The organism is Micromonospora acroterricola (genome assembly GCF_003172955.1).
GTDB classification, from domain to species: Bacteria; Actinomycetota; Actinomycetes; order Mycobacteriales; family Micromonosporaceae; genus Micromonospora; species Micromonospora acroterricola.
In genome coordinates this window covers 1-17,467 of sequence record NZ_QGKR01000128.1, presented here as the reverse complement: position 1 = coordinate 17,467, position 17,467 = coordinate 1, and the positions used below count along the sequence as shown (strand labels likewise).

Sequence of the window (17,467 nt, the reverse complement as noted above, 5' to 3'; positions counted from 1 at the left end):
CAACCGGCCAGCATGAGCGACCGAGGTCACGCGGGCGCGGATCAGGTGACGGCTGCCGGCGGGTCGATGGCGCCCTCCAGCCGGCCGTCGGCGGCGGCCTGCCCGTCGGCGTCACCGACCTCCTCGGCCACCGTCGCCGCGTCCGCCCAGTGCCGTCGCGCCTCCGCCCGGTCGCCCAGCGCCGCCGCGGCGTCACCCAGGTACAGCAGGGTGCGCGCCAGCCCCGCGCTGGGCCGGCTCTCCGCGCGCAGCCGCCGGCCCTCGGCCAGCAGCTCGTACGCCGCCCGCGCCTGCCCCGGGGTGGCGGTCAGCAGGGTCGCCCCGGCGTTGAGCAGCGCCGCCGCCTGGCTCGTCGGGTCGCTGACCGACTCGTACTCGCGCAGCGCGGCCCGCCATGCCTGCGCGGCGTCCAGGTGCTCACCGAGGCCGGCGTGCACCAGCACCAGGTTGGTCAACGCCGCCGCGTAGCCGCGGCCGTCGCCCACCGAGCGGAACGTGTTCGCCGCGCGCACCAGGTGGTGGTGCGCGGTGGCCAGCTCGCCCCGCGCGAGCTGTGCCGCGCCGAGGCCCAGGTCGGTGAGCGCCTGCCCGGCCCGGTCCGCCCCCGAGCGGTGCCGGCGGGACAGCTCCAGGTGCTCCACCGCGTCGTCGAGCTGCCCCAGGTCGAGCAGGGCCAGGCCGAGGTTCATCCGGGCCTGGGCGGTGCCCCGTCGACCCCGCTCGGCGACCGCGAGGGTGAGCGCGGCGGCGGCGCCCTGCGGGTCGTGCCGGCGTCGGCGCAGCACCCCCAGCTCGTTGTGCGCCCACCCGGCGATCTCCGGGCGGTCGTCGGCGGTCGGGGTCGCCAGCACGGTGCGGCACACCTGCTCCCACTCGTCGAGCCGCTCGACGTGCGCGAGCCACCCGCACAGCGCCACGGCCAGCCGGAACCACCACCGGCGCACCCGGCGCGGCAGCGTCTCGGCCGCGCCTGCCGGCACCCGGACGACCGCCAGCAGCAGCTCCTGCTGGAGGTCGAACCAGCCGTACGGGTCGTCGTCCAGCGGCAGCGACCATTCCCGGTCCGGTGGGGCGCCGAGCACGGCCAGGTTGGCCGCGTGCCGTTCGGCGCGGCGGGCCAGGTGCCGGGTCAGCCGGGCCTGCGCGGCGACCCGGGCCCGGGCCGGATCGGCGTCTCGCAGGTGCAGGCGGGCGTTGGCGGCGAGCAGCGGGCGGATCTCGTACCGGTCGCCGGGCGCCCCCACCACGAACGCCGCGGCGGCCAACTCGTCGAGCAGCGCGGTCACCCGCTCCGGGTGCCGGCCGGCCAGCGCGGCGATGGCGGGCCGGTCCACCGGTGCCGGGGCCAACGACATCAGCCGGTACAGCCGCCGGGCCGGGCGGGTCAACGCCCGGTACGCGATGTCCCGCTCGGTGACCAGCCGTGCCGCCGGAGAGACGTTGACCCGCTGGTGCGGCGGTGTCCGCACCGCGCGGCGCAGCGCGTCCAGCACGTCGGTGTGCCGCCAACCGTGCTGGGCGGTGCGGTAGCCCAGCGCCCGGACGGTGCGTGGCTGCCGCCCGCACAGCTCGACGATCTCGCCGACGGCCGGGTCGGTGCGCGGGTCGGCGCGGCGGATCCGGGCGGCCGGCGCGGCTCCGCCGGCGGCGGCGAACAGCTCGATCGCCTCGGCCGGACCGGGCTCGGCGATCCAGTGCGCGACCACGCCGTTCAGCCCGTTCAGGGCCGGGCCGCCGGCGAGCAGCAGCCGGCAGGTCCGCGCGGTGGGCGGCAGCAGCGGCCGGACCTGCTCGGGCCGGTCGACGTTGTCGAGCACCAGCAGGATCTTGCGACCGTCGAGCTGGCCGCGCAGCGCGTCCGCGGCGGCGGCGAGGGCGTCGGGCCGGGCGGAGACCGGCGGCGCGGTGCCCAGGACACCCGCCAGCGCGGTGAGGACCTGCCGCGCGGACCGGGGTCGACCGCCACGGCGCAGGTCGAGGTAGTACTGCCCGTCGGGGAAGTCGTCGCGGCACAGGTTCGCCGCCTGCACCGCGCAGGCGGAGGTGCCCACGGCACGCCGGCCCAGCACGGCCACCGCGTGCTCCCGGGTGAGCAGACCGAGCACCGCCTCGACGTGCTCGTCGCGGCCGGTGAAGCCGGCCGGGTACGGCAGCGTCGGCGCGCCGGTGGCCGGTGCGGCGACGACCTCGGTGGGCTCCGGGCTCACCTCCCGACCGACACGGCGCCGGCGCATCTCGAACACCACGAACCCGACCGCGCCGCTGACCACCAGCGCGATGCTGGCCGGCCCGAGCACGCTGGCCGCCAGCTCCGAGAGCATGCTGCTGACCAGGTTGCCCAGCACCCCGCTGACCAGCGTGCCGACCGCGATCAGCACCGGCCAGCGCGGCCCTCGCCCGGGGCCGGTGGGCCCCGTCACCGGACGCCCCCGGAGACCAGCCCGGCGACGAGCTGCCGCCGGGCGAGCACCACCAGCAGCACCGGCAGCACCGAGGCGAGCACCGAGCTGGCGGCCAGCGCCCCGCTGTTGCTCACGAAGCTGCGGGTCTGCCCGGCCACGAACAGCCCCAGCGGTGTCGCCTCCGGCCCGCTGAACAGCAGGCCCACCACCAGGTCGTTCCAGACCTGGACGAACTCCAGCACGGACACCGCGACCACCGCGGGCAGGTTGTGCCGGGCCAGCCGGCGCAGCGTGTCCCACCAGCGCCGCCCGCCCAGGCGGGCGCCGCGGACCTGCTCGGCGGGCAGGTCGGCGAACGCGTTGCGCAGCACCAGCACCGCGAACGGCACGCCCAGCGCCACGTGCACCAGGGCCAGGCCCCGGGCCGTGCCGGACGAGAGCACCAGGCCCAGCACCTCGTTGACCGGCCCGGCGATGACCTGGACCGGCACGACGCTGGCCGCCAGCAGCAGCAACCCGGTGGCCTGCGCTGCCGGCCCGGTCAACCAGGCCAGCGGGTACGCCGCCAGCAGCGCGACCAGCAGCACCGTCGCGGTCACCACGGTGGCCAGCAGCAGTGTGAAACCCAGCGTTCGCCACAGCTCCGTGCCGGTGACCAGGTCGCGGTAGGAGCCAGCCCCCGGTCGCGTCGACCACCAGCCGCGCGCGGCGGCGTCCACCTGCCCGTGCAGCGAGGTGGCGACCAGCACCACCAGCGGCACCAGCCAGGCCACGGCGGCGCCCGCCGCGAGCAGCCGGAACACCCGCCAGGGCGGTGCGGCCCGCTCCGGGCCCGGCGGCGCCTCGGCCCGCGGTGGCGGCCACGCCTGCCGGACGAACAGCGCCGCCACCAGGATCCCGCCGACGACCGCCGCCAGCCACACCACACCGAGTGCGGCGCCCTCGCCGGTGGTGGTGCCGCCCGAGGTCTGCCAGACCCGCAGCGCGAGCACGGCGGCCTCGTCGCGGACCGAGCCGGGGGTCATCACCAGGATCAGGTCGAAGGTGCGGCTGGTGCCCACCGCGACCAGAGCGAAGACCACCGCGACGGTACGCAGCAGCAGCGGGCGCCACTGCGCGTCCCACAGCACGTGCCGGCGGCCGCCGCCGTAGGCGCGGACCGCGTCGCCCAGGCTCGGTGGCACCGCGTCCAGGGCGGCCCGGAAGACCAGCACGGCCAGGCCCACCCAGGCCCAGACGAACGCGGACATCAACGCCACCGTGACCAGGCCCGGCCCGAGCATCTGCGGGGCGTCCTCGGCGGATCGGCCGGTCAGCCGTGCCGCGACCAGCGTGAACAGCCCCCGGCCGGGGTCGGGGTCGTACATCAGCCGGAAGGTCACCCCGGTGACGACCAGCGGCAACGCCACCGGAACCAGCAGGATGAGGCGGACCAGCCCACCCTCCTGGGAGCGGCGCGACACGGCGGCGAGCAGGTAACCCAGCGCCGTCACCACCGCCGGCACCAGCACTGCCCAGAGGACCGTGCGGCCGACCACCGCGCCGGTGTCGGGCGCGGCGAGCGCGGTGCGGAAGTGCTCCGCGCCGACCCAGTGCCCGTCGGTGGTGACGCTCGCGTGCACGGTCCGCAGCACCGGCCACAGCACGAGCCCGCCGAGCAGCACGATCGCCGGCAGCAGCAGCGCGGACGTCGCCCCGGCCGCCGGGTAGGCGCGGCCGCGCCGGGGCGGCCCCACGTCGTCGAGGACCGCCAGCTCGCCCAGGACCGGGACGCGGCTCATCGGCCGCCGCCCGCGCTGCGAGCCTCCGCGGCGAGCTGCCCGGTGGCCCGGCGGACCGCCTCGGCGGCGGACACGCCGTCGGTGACGTCGGCGAAGAAGGCCTGCATGATCCGCCAGATGCCCACGCCGTCGGAGCCGGTGAACGGCCCGGGCAACTGGTCGGAGAGGTCGAAGCGCAGGGTGCCGGGAGCGCGCATCTCGGCGGCGAGCCCGTGACGGAGGCGATCCGCGTAGCTGTCCAGGGCGATGGTGGTGTTCGGCGACAGGTAGCCGCCCGCGCGCAACCAGGGCTGGAACGAGCCGGCGGTGGTGAGCCACTCGACCAGCTCCACCCCGCCCCGGGCCCCGGCGAGCGCGACGGCCACGTCTCCGCCGACGATCAGCGGGCCGGCGGCGTCCGGCCGGGCGCTCGGAAACCGGAACGTGCTCGCCTCCTCCGGGCCGGGGAGGAACCTGCGGGCCACCTCGGCGGTGAAGTCGGCCTCGAAGACCATCACCGCCCGCCGTGAGCGCACCACCTGGATCACCGACTCCTCGTACTGGGTGAGCAGGGCGCGGCGGCCGCCGCCGGGGAAGGCGCCGTCGATGCTCCAGAGCTCGGCGAGCCGGTCCAGCGTGTCGCGCACCGGCCGGCCCTGCCAGTCGGCGTCCGGCCCGGCGAGGGCGTCGTACGCGTCGGGCGCCAGGTCGGCCAGCACGTTCTCGAACCAGTCGGTGAGCACCCACCCGTCCGCCGCGCCGATCGCCAGCGGCGCCGGGCCGGACCCGCGCCGGGCGAGCGCGCCGAGGCGGCGGGTCAGCGAGACCAGCTCGTCCCAGCTGCCCGGCGGCTGGGGCACCATCGACGGCAGGTGCCAGATCAGCGACTTGTGCGCCGCCTTCACCCAGACGCCGTAGCGCCGCCCACGGGTCATCAACAGGTCGCTCAGCCCGGCGGGCACCGCGTACTCGGTCGACGCGCGTACCGGGCTCAGCCAGCCTCGTAGCGCGTACTCGGTGACCAGGCCGGGGCGCGGCAGGATCGCCACGTCCGGGCTGGTGCCGGCGAGGTGCCGGGCGCGCAGGAACGCGTCGATGTCGTTGCCGGCGCTGACCACGTGCACGGGGGCGGGGTAGCCGGCGACGACCTCCCGGAACCGGTCCAGTTCGGTCGCGCTCCAGACCACCGCCACCTGCACGGACCGGGTGCCGCCGGCGCAGCCCGCCGCGGTCGCCGCGGCGCCTGCCGCGGCGGCGCGCAGCAGGGTACGCCGGGTCGCGCGGCCGATCGGGATCATCGGAGCGTCCCCTCCGGCTCGGTGACCAGCTCGTGTCGGCGTGGGATCTCGGACAGGGTGGCCGGGTCGGCGGTGCACACCAGCACGGCCACCCCGGGCGCGTCCGGTGGGGACAGTCGCGGCACGAGATCGGTGAGGCGGCTGCCGCCGGCCGGATCGGTGGGCAGGTCGACGACGAGGACCTCGGGCAGGCAGACCGCGGCCCGCGCCAGCGCCACCCGGAACCGCTGGGCGTCGGAGAGCAGGTGCGGCAGCAGGGCCAGCGTCGGGGCAAGCTCCAGCCGGTCCACCACGGTGGCCGTCCAGTCGTCGGCCACCTCGCGCACCCGTTCGCGCCTGCGTTGCCCGTACTCGATGTTGCGGCGGACGGTGAGCTGCGGCAGCAGCGCGCCGCCGGCGGGCACGTAGCCGATCTGCCGGCGCGGCGGCGGCAGGGCGGTCACGTCCCGGTCACCGACCATGACCCGACCGGTGACGGGGGCGGCGAGCCCGGCCAGCACCCGGGCGACGGCCGTGCCGACCCGGGGCGGCGCCACCAGTGCGGCGATCGTGCCGGGCGGGACGTCGAGGGTCACCGGCCCGGTGCCGGGGACGGCGACCAGTGCGCGTAGCCGTAGCGTGACCCTCACCTCCGGTGACCGCTGGTGACCGTCCCAGGGTGGCACACCGTGCCGACAGTCGATGCCCCGTGGATATTCCATTGTGGAAAAGACCGGCCGGTGGCGGGTGCGGCTACCGGGCCGGATGCTCGGCGGGGGCGTAGAGGGCGGCCAGTGCGGTCGCCGTGGCGGCGAGCCGCTCGCGCAGCGCGACCGGGGTCAGCACCTCCACGTCGGCGCCGAGGCGCAGCAGGTCTCCGTGGGCGTGGGTGAGTGACTCGATGGGCAGCGTCGCGGTCACCCAGCCTCGCGCGTCCGGTGGCCCGGCGCTGGCGTCGACCGCGGCCACCACCGGATCGCTGCCGATCTCGCGCAGCCGTTCCCGGCCGGCCGGTGAGAGCCGCACGGTGGCCTCGTCGCGGTGCAGCTGGGCCCGGAACTGCACCACGTGCGCACGCCACCAGGCCGGCAGGTCGAAGTCGGCCGGCCGGTCGAACCCCTCGGCCAGCGGGGTCAGCGCGAGGATCTGGTTGACCCGGTAGGTCGCCGGCGCGCCCCGGCCGGGCCGGTCGGCCACCACGTACCACCGGCCGCCCTTGAGCACCAGCCCGTACGGCTCCAGCACCCGGGTCACCTCACCGCGCCAGCTGCGGTAGCGCACCTCGATGCGGTGCTGCCGCCAGACCGCCTCGGCCGTGCGGGCCAGCTCGGGGGAGGCGTCGCCGTCGGCGTACCAGCCGGGCGTGTCCAGGTGGAAGCGTTGCTGGAGCTGGGTGGCGCGGTCGCGCAGTGGGGCGGGGAGCGCGGCGTGCAGTTTGAGTTGCAGCGCGGCCACCACGTCGCCGTAGCCCAGCTCGTCGGCCGGCCCGGGAAGCCCGGCCAGGAACAGCCGGTCGGCCTCCTCGGCGGTCAGCCCGGTCAGCCGGGTCCGCCAGCCGTCGACCAGTTGGTACCCGCCGGCGTGCCCGGCCTCCCCGTACAGCGGGATGCCCGCGGCGTGCAGCGACTCCACGTCCCGGTAGATCGTGCGCGGTGAGACGGCCAACCGCTCGGCGAGCTGGGCGGCGGTGAGCCGCCCGTGCGACTGGAGCAGCAGCAGGAGGGAGAGAAGCCGACTGGCCCGCACTTCACTGACACTAGCTGTCAGGGAAGCCGATCTACCGTCCCGGCATGGCTTTTCGGAACAAGGATCTACGGACGCCGGGACCGGTCGTGGTGGACGGTCGGCAGCTCAAGCGCTACCACATCGACCAGCCGGAACGGCCGATCGAGCCGGAGGTGGAGAAGGCCGCGTACGACCTGCTGCCCACCCTGCTGGCCGGCGTCGCCGACGACGGCACCCCGGCCGCGGGGTGGGTGGTGCTGCACCGGGGAGCCGACACCGGCGCGTACCTGCTGGCGTACACCTGGGTGTGGGACAACGCGCTGGAGGTCCGCGTCGCGGCGGCCGGGCAACCCGCGCTGGACTGCCCGGACGACGACCCGGCACACTTCGTCGAACTGCGCCGGCCCGCTGTGGGCTGCGTCTGGGAGTTGGCGGTGCTGGAACACGAGCGCGCCGCCTGGGTCCGGCACGTGCTGGCGCCGGAGCGTCCCGACCTGACCGGTTACCTGCACGACACACGAGCGGAAGGGCCGGTGGGCCGCTGATGGGCGACTTCGACTTCTTTGTGGGCACCTGGAACGTGGTCAACCGGCGGCTGCGCGAGCGGCTGGTCGGCTCCGACGACTGGGAGGAGTTTCCGGGGGTGTCGGTCGCCCACGGCTTCTTCGGCGGCGGCGGCAACTTCGACGAGGTCACCTTCCCTACCAAGGGCTTCTCCGGTGCCACGATCAGGATCTTCGATCCTGCCCGGGAGGAGTGGTCGATCTACTGGATGAACAGCGGCCGCGGCGAGTTGGAGCAGCCGCCGATGGTGGGCCGCTTCGTCGATGGCGTCGGCCGCTTCTACGCCGACGACCAGCACGAGGGGCGCCCGGTGCGGTGCCGGTTCATCTGGTCGGAGATCACCGCGACCACCGCGCGCTGGGAGCAGGCGTTCTCCGTCGACGGTGAACGCACCTGGGAGACGAACTGGATCATGACGTCCACGCGGGTGGCCGACCAGGGCGGGCTCGTCGGTCCTGTAGCGGTGGACCGTTGACGACGTGCCGCTGGGGCCAGCGCGCCGGCCCGACCTCTTTGAGAGGTCGGGCCGGCCCTGTTGTGAGGGCTTCCACAATTGCCGGCTCCGCGCGGTCAGCGGCCTCGGTTGGCCGTCGGCTGATCGGGGGGCCAGGCGCGCGGTGATCCGGCGCGTGCGGGGTGGAGTGAATGTCAGGAATGCGTGACGGTGACGTTGTAGAGCAGCGTCTGGCTGTAGTTGGTGCTGCTGCAGGGCGACGAGTTGGTGCAGTTGGCCTGGGTGTAGGCGCCGGCCTTGAAGTAGGCGCCGGAGAAACTCTTGCCGATGGTGGTCTGCAGGGTGTTGTTGTAGTAGGCCCGGACCTGACCTCCGCTGGCGACGAACTTGGCCTGGAATCGTGTGCCGAGCTGGTAGTTGCTGGTAACCAGCTTGTGGTGGGTGGTGTCACCATTGGTGATGTACAGGCTCGATCCTTCGAGGCGGAAAACGGTCACGTCGTCATCGCCGTCGTGGATCTGCGCGATCACCGCGTGCGGCTTGTTGGCCGGCAGCGCGGTGAAGGCGCCGTCGACCACCAGCGTGTGTGTGCCGGAGGTGGACGACCAGCTGGCGTTGCTGGTGCCGTTGTTGGTCATCTCGCGCAGTTCCGAGCGTGGATAGCCGGATCCGCTGGTGGTGACGCCGTTGACGGCGGCTCGGAACTGGACGGCGCGACAAGAGTCAGCGGTGACGAACCACGGGGACACCTGGTAGCCGTCCAGCGCGGGCTGTTTCACCTCAGTGGGATTCTCCGAGGGGCCGGTCGGCAAGGTGATCTTCCAATTGGTCAGGTCGAGCACATCGGCGGGCACGGCGCAGCTGCCGCCACCACCGCCATCCGGGCCGTAGATGCGTGCCTCGGTGATGCTGTTCCACTCGTTGCTCGTGTTGCCGTATCCGACGATTCGCACGTAACGGGTGGCGCGGTCGCTGAAGTCGTACGTCTCAAGCTGCAGGCTCGTGCCGCTGCTCTCCCGCTGGGCGACGATGGTGGTCCAGGAGCTGGCGTCCGTCGAAATCTGCACCTGGAAGGTGCTCCGGCGGGTGTCGCCCTGGTGCCAGGCGACGCCGACCGAGCCGACCTGTGCGCTGGAGCCGAGGTCGAAGCGGATCCACGAACCGTCGCCTTCGGCGGACCAGCGGGTCGAGAGATCGCCGTCGAGAGTGTTCGCCGGCACGTTGCCGTCATGACCACTGGCGGCGACGGCCGCGACGGGAAGCACGCTGGCGGCATGGGCAGCGGGCGCGCCAATGAGGATGACACCGAGTAGGGCCATGGGCAGAGCGAAGATGACAGTACGTCGCATGGAGGCGTCCTTGATCGCGGGTTCGCTACGAATACTTGCTCCAATGCGGAGGACCATATGATTCGACTTGACGCCAATCAATGTGTGACCGCGCCATGATTCGTGCCCAGGCGTTGCGGGTCGGCGACGATGTCGATCGTGGCGATGTGTTCGTCGCGGATCGTGAAGGTCAGGGCGATGGCAAGCCGCCCTTGGTGTGTCACGAGGATTGCCATCTCGCCGTTGAGCAGCCCGACGTGGGCATGCCGGGCCCGGTGCGCGAACGCCAACGCCTGCTGCGCGACAGCGTCGGCACCACTCAGCCGCACGGGAACCCCCGCAGGTGTCGCGGGGGCGTCGGCGCGGGCGGTCACGTCGGGGGCGAGCAGGTCCAGCAGCGCGGCGAAGTCACCCTTTCGTGACGCTGCCAGAAACGCCTCAACCACCTTGCGTTGCCGTATCACATCGGGTTCGGGAGCCTGGGCATGGCGTAGGCGACGCCGGGCACGGCTGGCCAGCATCTTTGCCGCCGGAGTCGAGCGTCCAAGGATGGACCCGATCTCGGCGAAGGGAACGGCGAACATGTCGTGCAACACGAACGCCAGCCGCTCCGCCGGGGTCAGCGTGTCCAGTACGACCAGCAGGGCGAGCCCGACCGAGTCGGCCATCAGCGCCTGCTGCTCCGGGTCGGGGCTGCCGGAGAGCAGCGGCGCGTCGAGTGCCACCTCTCGGCGTGCTGCGCGTGAGCGCAGCATGTCCAGACACACCCTCGCCACGACCGTGGTGAGCCAGGCCCGGGTGTTCCTGAGGGTGTCATGGTCCACCCGAGCCAAGCGCAGCCACGCCTCCTGGACCGCGTCGTCGGCCTCGCTCGCTGAACCGAGCATCCGGTAGGCCACGGCACGGAGGTGGCCTCGGTGCGCTTCGAAATCGTCCACGGTTACCTTCCCGGCTCGCTCTCCGTCATAGCACCGACGAGTCAGATGGAGCAGAGGTAACAAGGAGCAGCGATGGCACCGTTGGTTTCCACAATCGAGATCGCCCGGCCGCCGCACGAAGTCTTCGCCTTCGCTGCCGACCCGCGGCACTTCGCCGAATGGCAGCGTGACGTGGTGAGCGTACGCATGCTGGACGCTTCACGATTCGCCACGACCCGGCGAATCGGCGGCACCGAGCGCACGATCACCCAGCGCATCACCCGAAACGACCCGCCGAGTGACTGGGCCGCTCGCGGCATCGATGGTCCGATCCGCCCAGCCGCCACGATCACCGTCGAACCGATCATGGGCGGCGGTGGATCGCGGGTCACGTTCACCCTCGACTTCGAAGGCCACGGCTTCGGCGTGCCCATCGTGCCGCTGGTACGCCGGCAGGCGCAGAAAGTCGCTCCCGTCAGCTACCAGAATCTGAGGAAACTCCTCGAAGGTGACGGTTCCGTGTAGTCACCGCCCTTCTCAGCCGACTCGCCGGGCTCGACATGGCCGAGCACGGCGCCTGTCCTCGAAGACCGCTACAAGATTGCAGGACACGCTTTGGATCAGGTCGATGGCGGCACAGTGGTGTCGCGGTAGATGCCGGCCAGCCAGAGGTCGAGCAGCACGTCCACCACGTCCCGCTCGGCGACCGCTGGGCCGTCGCCGGCGAAGGTGGCGTACCAGACGCGTTCGTTCATCGAGTTGAGCGCGATGGCGAGGTCCCGGGCGGGCAACCCGGCCGGGGCCGCGCCGCGCCGTCGTTCCGCCTCGATGGCCGCCTCGATGGCCTGCACCCAGCGTTCCAGCACCGCCGCCCAGAGCCGTCGTACCTCGGCGTTGGTGCCCCGCACCTGCGCGCAGGCGAGCACCAGCGCGCGGTGCGCGCCGAACGTCTCGTGGAACCGGTGGATCAGCTCCCGCCAGCGGGCCCGGGGGTCCTCGGCCAGCCGGTCGAGCACGTCTCCGGCGGCCGCGTCGGCCTCCTCGGTGACCCGGTCCAGCAGGGTCAGCAGCACCGCGTCCTTGGACGGGAAGTAGAAGTAGAACGTCGGCCGGGAGATGCCCGCGCCCCGGGCCAGGTCGTCGATCGAGATGTCGCCGAACGCCCGCTGCTCCAGCAGCCGCTCGGCGGTGGCCAGGATCGCCGTCTCCCGGTCGTCGCCGGTGGAGCGGGCCGCGCGGCGACCGCGCGGGCTGGCTCCGGCGGGGGTACGGGCGGTCGTCATGGCCGCTGATGCTACCGGAACTCGACACCCTGTCTATGGAACTCGACAGGGTGTTGACTGCTGTCGACAGCGGTGGATATCGTCCGTCCACCGACCCGGATGGAGAACGCCGATGACCTCCGACCACGTCGACGTGCTCATCGTCGGAGCCGGCCTGTCCGGCATCGGCGCAGCCTGCCACCTGAGCCGTGACTGCCCCGACAAGACGTACGCGGTGCTGGAGGCACGCGACGCCATCGGTGGCACCTGGGACCTGTTCCGCTACCCGGGCGTCCGGTCCGACTCGGACATGTTCACGCTCGGCTACTCCTTCAAGCCGTGGACCGACCCGAAGGCCATCGCCGACGGCACGGCCATCCGCGAGTACGTCCGCGAGACCGCCCGGGAGTACGACGTGCAGCGGCACATCCGCTTCTCCCACCGGGTGGTGCGCGCCGAGTGGGACAGCGACACCGCCCGCTGGACGGTGCACGCCCAGCGCACCGACACCGTCGAGACCACGGCCCTGAGCTGCTCGTTCCTCTTCGTCTGCGCCGGCTACTACCGCTACGACGAGGGCTACACCCCGCCCCTGCCCGGCGTCGAGGCGTACACCGGGCGGTTGGTGCACCCCCAGCGCTGGCCCGACGACCTCGACCACACCGGCAGGCGGGTGGTGGTGATCGGCAGCGGCGCCACCGCCGTCACCCTGGTGCCGGCGATGGCCGAGCGGGCCGCCCACGTCACCATGCTCCAGCGCTCACCCACGTACGTCATGGCGCTGCCCTCGCGCGACCTCCTGGCCGACGCGCTGCGGCGCTGGCTGCCGGCGAAGGCCGCGTATCCCGTGGTGCGCTGGAAGAACGTGCTGCTGTCCACCCTCAACTTCCAGCTCAGCCGGCGCGCGCCCGGCGTGGTGAAGCGACTGCTGCGCCGGGCCGCGAAGGGCCGGCTGCCGGTCGGCTACGACATCGACCGGCATTTCTCACCCCGCTACGACCCCTGGGACCAGCGGCTCTGCGTGGTGCCCGACGGCGACCTGTTCACCGCCGTGCAGCAGGGCCGGGCGTCGGTGGTCACCGACACCATCGACACGTTCACCGCGCACGGCGTGCGGCTGGCCTCCGGCGCGGAGGTGCCCGCCGACATCGTGGTCACCGCCACCGGGCTCAACCTGCTCGCCCTCGGCGGCCTGACGGTCATCGTGGACGGCGCCGAGGTCGACCTGGCGAACACCGTCGCCTACAAGGGCATGATGCTGTCCGGCGTGCCGAACTTCGCACTGACCATCGGCTACACCAACGCCTCGTGGACGCTCAAGGCCGACCTCGTCGCCGGGTACGTCTGCCGGCTGCTGCGCCACCTGGACCGCACCGGCCAGCAGGTCGTCACACCGCTTCCGCCGCCGGACGACGAACGGGTGCCCCTCATCGACCTGCGGTCCGGCTACGTGCTGCGCAGTCTCGACGCGCTGCCCAAGCAGGGCGCGAGGGCGCCGTGGCGGCTGTACCAGAACTACCCCCGCGACGTGCTGCTGATGCGGCACGGCCGGCTCACCGACGAGGGCGTGCGGTTCTCCCGCGCTCGCGGCAAGCCCAGCGCGTCGGCCGCGCCCGGCGAGCCGGCCGCGCCGCCGACCGGCGCCCCGGTCGGCTGAGTGTCATGCCCGGACCGTCCGGGCGTATCCCGACCCACCCGGCCAGGTCGCCGGGCCCCGCCAGGAATGGAGCACCGATCGTGCAGAGGTTCAACTTCGCCGGCGCGACGGCCGTGGTCACCGGCGCGGCCAGCGGCATCGGCGCCGCGCTCGCGCACGCGCTGGCCCGCCGGGGCAGCGACCTGGTCCTGCTGGACCGCGACGGCGCGCGGCTGGACGCCGTCACCGCCGCCATCCGCGCCGAACACCCCGACCGCCGGCTGCACACCTACCTGGTGGACCTCGCCGACGCGGCCGCCACCGCCCGGGTGGCCGCCGAGATCGCCCAGCGGCACCCGCGGATCCGGCTGCTGGTCAACAACGCCGGAGTCGGGCTCGGCGGCCGGTTCGACCAGGTGACGTTCGACGAGTTCAGCTGGGTGATCGACATCAACTTCCGGGCCGTGGCGCAACTGACCCACGCGCTGCTGCCCACCCTCAAGGCGGAGCCGGGCGCGCACCTGGTCAACGTCTCCAGCCTGTTCGGGTTGATCGCGCCGGCCGGGCAGACCGCCTACTCGGCGAGCAAGTTCGCGGTGCGCGGCTTCACCGAGGCGCTACGGCACGAGCTGGTCGACGACGGCATCGGGGTGACCTCGGTGCACCCGGGTGGCATCCGCACCCGGATCACCGAGAACGCCCGGGTCGGCAGCGGAGTCTCGGTGGAGGAGTACGCGGCCGGCCGGGCGCAGTTCGAGAAGCTGCTCACCATCGCGCCGGAGCGGGCCGCCGAGGTGATCCTGCGCGGCGTCGAGCGGCGCCGGGGCCGGGTGCTGATCGGCTGGTCGGCGAAGGTGCCCGACCTGCTGGCCCGGGTGCTGCCGGCCTCGTACAACCGCCTGCTGGTCACCGGCCTGAACCGGGGCGTCGTCCACCCGGCGCCGGCCCCGATGCCCCCTGGCGACGTGGCCCGCGAATCGGCCTGACCCCGCCGGGCCCCTCGGTCAGGGCGGGCTGCTGCCCCGCTTCTCCTCCTGGGCCAGCACCGCCTCGCGGTGCTCCGGCTCGTCGCGGCGGGCCAGCTCGGCGGCGAGCCGCGGGTCGGCCACCAGCCGCTCCCGGTTGCGGTGCAGGAAACTCTCGAAGCCCCCGGTGTACGGGCAGGCCAGGTCGCCGAGCGCCCGCTCGGGCACGTAGCGACAGCCGGCGCAGTAGTCGCTGATCTCGTCGATGTCGGTGCCGTCGACCGCGTACGGGCGGGTGTCCACCCGGGCCAGGTCGGCGTACTGGCTCATGCCGAGCACCGTCGCGTTCATCACCCAGTCGGTGCCGTCGACGAAGCAGCGCTGGAACCAGTCGACCACCTCGGTCGGGCGCCAGCCACGCTGCAACGCGTAGTTGCCGAGCACCAGCAGCCGGGGCACGTGGTGCGTCCACGCCTGGTCCCGGACGGCGGTGAGCACGTCGGCAAGGCAGCGGGCCTCCACCGCGTCGGCGTCCAGCTCGGCGAACCAGTACGGCAGCGGCTCGGTCGCGGCCAGCCAGCTCGCTCCCCGGAACCGCGGCTCGACGTACCAGTAGAGCTGCCAGAGGAACTCCCGCCAGCCGAGCAGCCCCCGGATGAACGGCTCCACCGCCGTACGGGGAGCCGTGCCGGCCCGCCACGCCTGCTCGGCGGCGCGGACGGCCGGCTCCGGGTCGAGCAGCCCGAGGTTGAACGAGGACGAGAGCACCGAGTGCGCGAACAGCGGGTCGTCGGCGCTCATCACGTCGGCGTACCGGCCGTACTCGGGGAGCCGGTGGGTCAGGAAGTGCTCCAGCCGAGCCTGGGCCTCGGCGTGCGTCGCCGGGTGCCGCCGGGGGCCGTCGCGGCCGACGAACCGCACCCCGTCGGCCGCCCACCGGTCCAGCTCGCGGCGGACCTCCGCGTCGATGTCGTCCTCGACGATCGGCGGCGGCGGTGGTGGCGCCGCGAGGGTGTCGCGGCCCTCGTCGCGGGGTCGGCGGGCCGGCCCGGCGCCACCGGTCGGCGCGGTCAGCACGCCGTGCCGCCGGCGGGCGTACCGGTAGAAGTCGGTCATCCGGAGTGGGCCGCGCCGGGCGCGGTCCGCCCAGCCGGCGAAGTCGGCCTGGCTGGTGACGAAGCCGCGCGGGGGCAGCACGGTCAGTGCCGGCACCGAGCGGGCGAAGCGCAGCGCCGCCCGGGAGTGCGGATGGCACACCTCCACCGGCTCGGCGACCTGCGCCAGCGCCTCGCGGAACGTGTCGGTGCGCAGCAGCAGCGCCCGGTCGCCCAGCTCGGCCGCGCGGTGTCGCACCGCGGAGAGGATCAGGTGCGCCTTCTGGCGGTGCATCGGTCGCTGGCGGAACAGCTCCCGGATCTCCACCAGCAGCACCGGCTGGTCGGGGTCGTCGAGGAAGTGTGGCCCGAGCTGGTCGGCCAGCAACCATCGGCGGCGAAGCATGCCGCAATTCTGCCCACTTCCGGTCCGGCGCGCCCGCTGGCGGGCCGGATGCCGACGTCCGGTTCCGGACGGCCCCGGACCGGATCAGTCCGGATCGGCGCGGGGCGGCCGGTGGCGGATCAGGTCCTGTCGCCGCCGCCGTGTGCCGGGGCGGGCAGGTCGTCGCGGCGGCGCAGCAGCACGGTCAGCGTCACCAGGGCGAACAGCAGCAGCGCGAGCACGTGTATCGGAACCGGGCCGAGCGGTGCGAGCAGCGCCAGCAGCGCGACCACCGGGAAGGCCCCGACCAGCACGCCGTGCTGCTGCCGGCGGACGTGCAGCGCCCAGATGGTGAGCAGGAAGACGGCGATCGGGACGGCCACCGCGTAGCCCGTCGCCACCCCGGAGATGTGCCCGATGTGGCGCTCGTGGTCCACCGCCACGACCAGGCCCGCGCCGACGGCGGCGATCGCGGCGAAGATCAGGTAGTGGCCGTAGCCCCAGATCAGGGTGTACGGCAGCCGGTCCGGCGCCTCGACCGGCCGGTCGAAGTAGAGCCACCAGAGCGCGAACACGATCACCGCGCCGGCAGCTGCGAGCGACCAGAGGCCGCGGTTGCCCGCGTCGACACCGGTCTGGATCGCCACCGAGATGGCCAGCACCGCCTCGCCGAGCACGATCAGGGTGAAGAGCCCGTACCGCTCGGTGATGTGCCCGGGGTGCCACGGGGTCATTCCGGGGCGCTCGGCCACCGCCGGTACCAGCAGGTCCGCCAGCCCCAGCAGCACGAACGACGCGATGCCCCACTCGTCGGGCAGCGCCAGCCGCAGCAACCAGCCGAGCTGCACGACGGTCACGCCGATCGCGTAGCGCCGTGCCGCCGCACGGTGCGCCGGATCGCCGGCCGCCGCCCGGCTCCACTGCACGACGGCCGCCAGCCGCATCACCACGTACCCGTAGGTGATGATGCCGAAGTCGCCGTCGGTGAAGGCGCGCGGCACCCCGGCCGCCAGGATCAACGCTCCGGTGATCTGCACCAGCGTGGTGATCCGGTAGACGTCGTCGTTGGTGTCGTACGCCGAGGCGAACCACGTGAAGTTCATCCACGACCACCAGATCGCGAAGAACACCATCGCGTAACTGGTCACCGCGTGCCCGAGGTGGCCCTCGGAGACGTCGTGGTGCAGGTTGCCGGCCGCCTGCGCCACGGCCACCACGAAGCAGAGGTCGAAGAAGAGTTCCAGCGTGGTGGCCGAGCGGTTCGGCTCGTCCCGGCGACGGGGCCTCATCGGCCGGTAGAACGGCCGCACGGAACGGGAGTGGGTCAAGGCAGCTCCTCGGGTCGCCCACACGATATCGAGCCCGGCACCCGTCCCGAGAATGATCGCCGCAGGGCGAGATCAGCTGGCCGGGGCCGGCGGCGGCGCGAGCGGCTCGCCTGCCTCACGCCGGGCCAGGGTGCGCAGTGCCGCCTCCACCTCGGCCGGCAACCGGCGCCGGCCGCGCAGCGCCCAACCCAGCTCACGGCCGGCGTCGAACAGCCCGCCCCGGCCGGCGGCGTCCCGGGCCACGGCGGCCGCCGTGCGCAGCACCACCCCGGCCGGACGGCGCAGCAGCGCGGTGAGCAGCCGGTTGCGCCGTCCGGCCGGGGTCTGTCTCTTATAAACATCTCCGAGCCCACGAGACGCGTAGTAATCT

Annotated in this window: 15 protein-coding genes and 1 pseudogene; 5 read left to right on the top strand and 11 right to left on the bottom strand. The window is 73.5% G+C overall.

Annotated features, from left to right (window positions below):
* Window positions 1-41 precede the first annotated feature (41 nt).
* The 5 genes from DKT68_RS05035 to DKT68_RS05015 form a co-directional block, all read right to left on the bottom strand.
* A complete protein-coding gene (locus DKT68_RS05035) occupies window positions 42-2,420 on the bottom strand; it encodes a tetratricopeptide repeat protein (RefSeq protein WP_146218287.1) in 2,379 nt (792 codons plus the stop codon).
* Complete coding sequence (locus tag DKT68_RS05030) at window positions 2,417-4,183, bottom strand: ABC transporter permease (protein ID WP_109816250.1); 1,767 nt, start codon at window positions 4,181-4,183, stop codon at window positions 2,417-2,419. Before DKT68_RS05030 ends, DKT68_RS05035 begins: the two co-directional genes overlap by 4 nt.
* The gene (locus tag DKT68_RS05025) at window positions 4,180-5,460 is read right to left on the bottom strand and encodes a hypothetical protein (protein WP_109816249.1); all 1,281 of its coding nucleotides are present in this window, start codon (window positions 5,458-5,460) and stop codon (window positions 4,180-4,182) included. Before DKT68_RS05025 ends, DKT68_RS05030 begins: the two co-directional genes overlap by 4 nt.
* Window positions 5,457-6,089 (bottom strand): ATP-binding cassette domain-containing protein, encoded by a 633-nt coding sequence (locus tag DKT68_RS05020; protein WP_161556619.1) that lies wholly within the window; start codon window positions 6,087-6,089, stop codon window positions 5,457-5,459. The genes DKT68_RS05025 and DKT68_RS05020 overlap by 4 nt, the downstream gene beginning before the upstream one ends.
* Window positions 6,090-6,192: 103 nt before the next feature.
* Window positions 6,193-7,185 carry a helix-turn-helix transcriptional regulator gene (locus tag DKT68_RS05015; protein WP_109816247.1) on the bottom strand — a complete coding sequence of 331 codons (993 nt, stop codon included), beginning with the start codon at window positions 7,183-7,185 and terminating at the stop codon, window positions 6,193-6,195.
* A 44-nt stretch (window positions 7,186-7,229) separates the two neighbouring features.
* Between DKT68_RS05015 and DKT68_RS05010 the strand changes: the two genes are divergently transcribed.
* Entirely contained in the window at window positions 7,230-7,709 is a 480-nt protein-coding gene (locus DKT68_RS05010) for a hypothetical protein (RefSeq protein WP_109816246.1), read from the top strand.
* Window positions 7,709-8,203, top strand: a complete 495-nt coding sequence (locus DKT68_RS05005) for a hypothetical protein (protein WP_109816245.1) — start codon at window positions 7,709-7,711, stop codon at window positions 8,201-8,203. The genes DKT68_RS05010 and DKT68_RS05005 overlap by 1 nt, the downstream gene beginning before the upstream one ends.
* A 173-nt stretch (window positions 8,204-8,376) precedes the next feature.
* Here DKT68_RS05005 and DKT68_RS05000 read toward each other — a convergent pair whose 3' ends face one another.
* Window positions 8,377-9,612: a polysaccharide lyase family 7 protein gene (locus DKT68_RS05000; protein ID WP_236646720.1), complete on the bottom strand. Its 1,236-nt coding sequence runs from the start codon at window positions 9,610-9,612 to the stop codon at window positions 8,377-8,379.
* The gene (locus DKT68_RS04995; RefSeq protein ID WP_269089832.1) at window positions 9,609-10,448 is read right to left on the bottom strand and encodes a sigma-70 family RNA polymerase sigma factor; all 840 of its coding nucleotides are present in this window, start codon (window positions 10,446-10,448) and stop codon (window positions 9,609-9,611) included. Before DKT68_RS04995 ends, DKT68_RS05000 begins: the two co-directional genes overlap by 4 nt.
* Window positions 10,449-10,520: 72 nt before the next feature.
* Between DKT68_RS04995 and DKT68_RS04990 the strand changes: the two genes are divergently transcribed.
* Window positions 10,521-10,952 carry an SRPBCC family protein gene (locus DKT68_RS04990; protein WP_109816243.1) on the top strand — a complete coding sequence of 144 codons (432 nt, stop codon included), beginning with the start codon at window positions 10,521-10,523 and terminating at the stop codon, window positions 10,950-10,952.
* 95 nt (window positions 10,953-11,047) lie between these two features.
* Here the strand turns inward: DKT68_RS04990 and DKT68_RS04985 are convergent, their stop codons facing one another.
* Window positions 11,048-11,710 (bottom strand): TetR/AcrR family transcriptional regulator, encoded by a 663-nt coding sequence (locus DKT68_RS04985; RefSeq protein ID WP_109816242.1) that lies wholly within the window; start codon window positions 11,708-11,710, stop codon window positions 11,048-11,050.
* 112 nt (window positions 11,711-11,822) lie between these two features.
* Between DKT68_RS04985 and DKT68_RS04980 the strand changes: the two genes are divergently transcribed.
* Window positions 11,823-13,346 (top strand): flavin-containing monooxygenase, encoded by a 1,524-nt coding sequence (locus tag DKT68_RS04980; protein WP_109816241.1) that lies wholly within the window; start codon window positions 11,823-11,825, stop codon window positions 13,344-13,346.
* A gap of 80 nt (window positions 13,347-13,426) precedes the next feature.
* Window positions 13,427-14,311, top strand: a complete 885-nt coding sequence (locus DKT68_RS04975) for an SDR family NAD(P)-dependent oxidoreductase (protein WP_109816240.1) — start codon at window positions 13,427-13,429, stop codon at window positions 14,309-14,311.
* Window positions 14,312-14,329: 18 nt separating this feature from the next.
* On the opposite strand, the gene DKT68_RS04970 is transcribed toward DKT68_RS04975, so the two are convergent.
* The 3 genes and pseudogenes from DKT68_RS04970 to DKT68_RS31095 form a co-directional block, all read right to left on the bottom strand.
* On the bottom strand, window positions 14,330-15,790 hold the full coding sequence (locus tag DKT68_RS04970; protein WP_109816239.1) for a cryptochrome/photolyase family protein: 1,461 nt from the start codon (window positions 15,788-15,790) through the stop codon (window positions 14,330-14,332).
* 119 nt (window positions 15,791-15,909) lie between these two features.
* On the bottom strand, window positions 15,910-17,097 hold the full coding sequence (locus DKT68_RS04965; protein ID WP_201748901.1) for a low temperature requirement protein A: 1,188 nt from the start codon (window positions 17,095-17,097) through the stop codon (window positions 15,910-15,912).
* A 72-nt stretch (window positions 17,098-17,169) separates the two neighbouring features.
* Window positions 17,170-17,467: pseudogene (locus DKT68_RS31095) on the bottom strand (hypothetical protein); the annotation flags it as partial.

Bases quoted from the DNA above. Each gene is read 5' to 3' on its own strand.
- DKT68_RS05010 (WP_109816246.1), top strand. From the start codon at position 7,230: ATGGCTTTTCGGAACAAGGATCTACGGACGCCGGGACCGGTCGTGGTG.
- DKT68_RS04980 (WP_109816241.1), top strand. From the start codon at position 11,823: ATGACCTCCGACCACGTCGACGTGCTCATCGTCGGAGCCGGCCTGTCC.
- DKT68_RS05030 (WP_109816250.1), bottom strand. From the start codon at position 4,183: ATGAGCCGCGTCCCGGTCCTGGGCGAGCTGGCGGTCCTCGACGACGTG.
- DKT68_RS05005 (WP_109816245.1), top strand. From the start codon at position 7,709: ATGGGCGACTTCGACTTCTTTGTGGGCACCTGGAACGTGGTCAACCGG.
- DKT68_RS04970 (WP_109816239.1), bottom strand. From the start codon at position 15,790: ATGCTTCGCCGCCGATGGTTGCTGGCCGACCAGCTCGGGCCACACTTC.
- DKT68_RS05025 (WP_109816249.1), bottom strand. From the start codon at position 5,460: ATGATCCCGATCGGCCGCGCGACCCGGCGTACCCTGCTGCGCGCCGCC.
- DKT68_RS04985 (WP_109816242.1), bottom strand. From the start codon at position 11,710: ATGACGACCGCCCGTACCCCCGCCGGAGCCAGCCCGCGCGGTCGCCGC.
- DKT68_RS04990 (WP_109816243.1), top strand. From the start codon at position 10,521: ATGGCACCGTTGGTTTCCACAATCGAGATCGCCCGGCCGCCGCACGAA.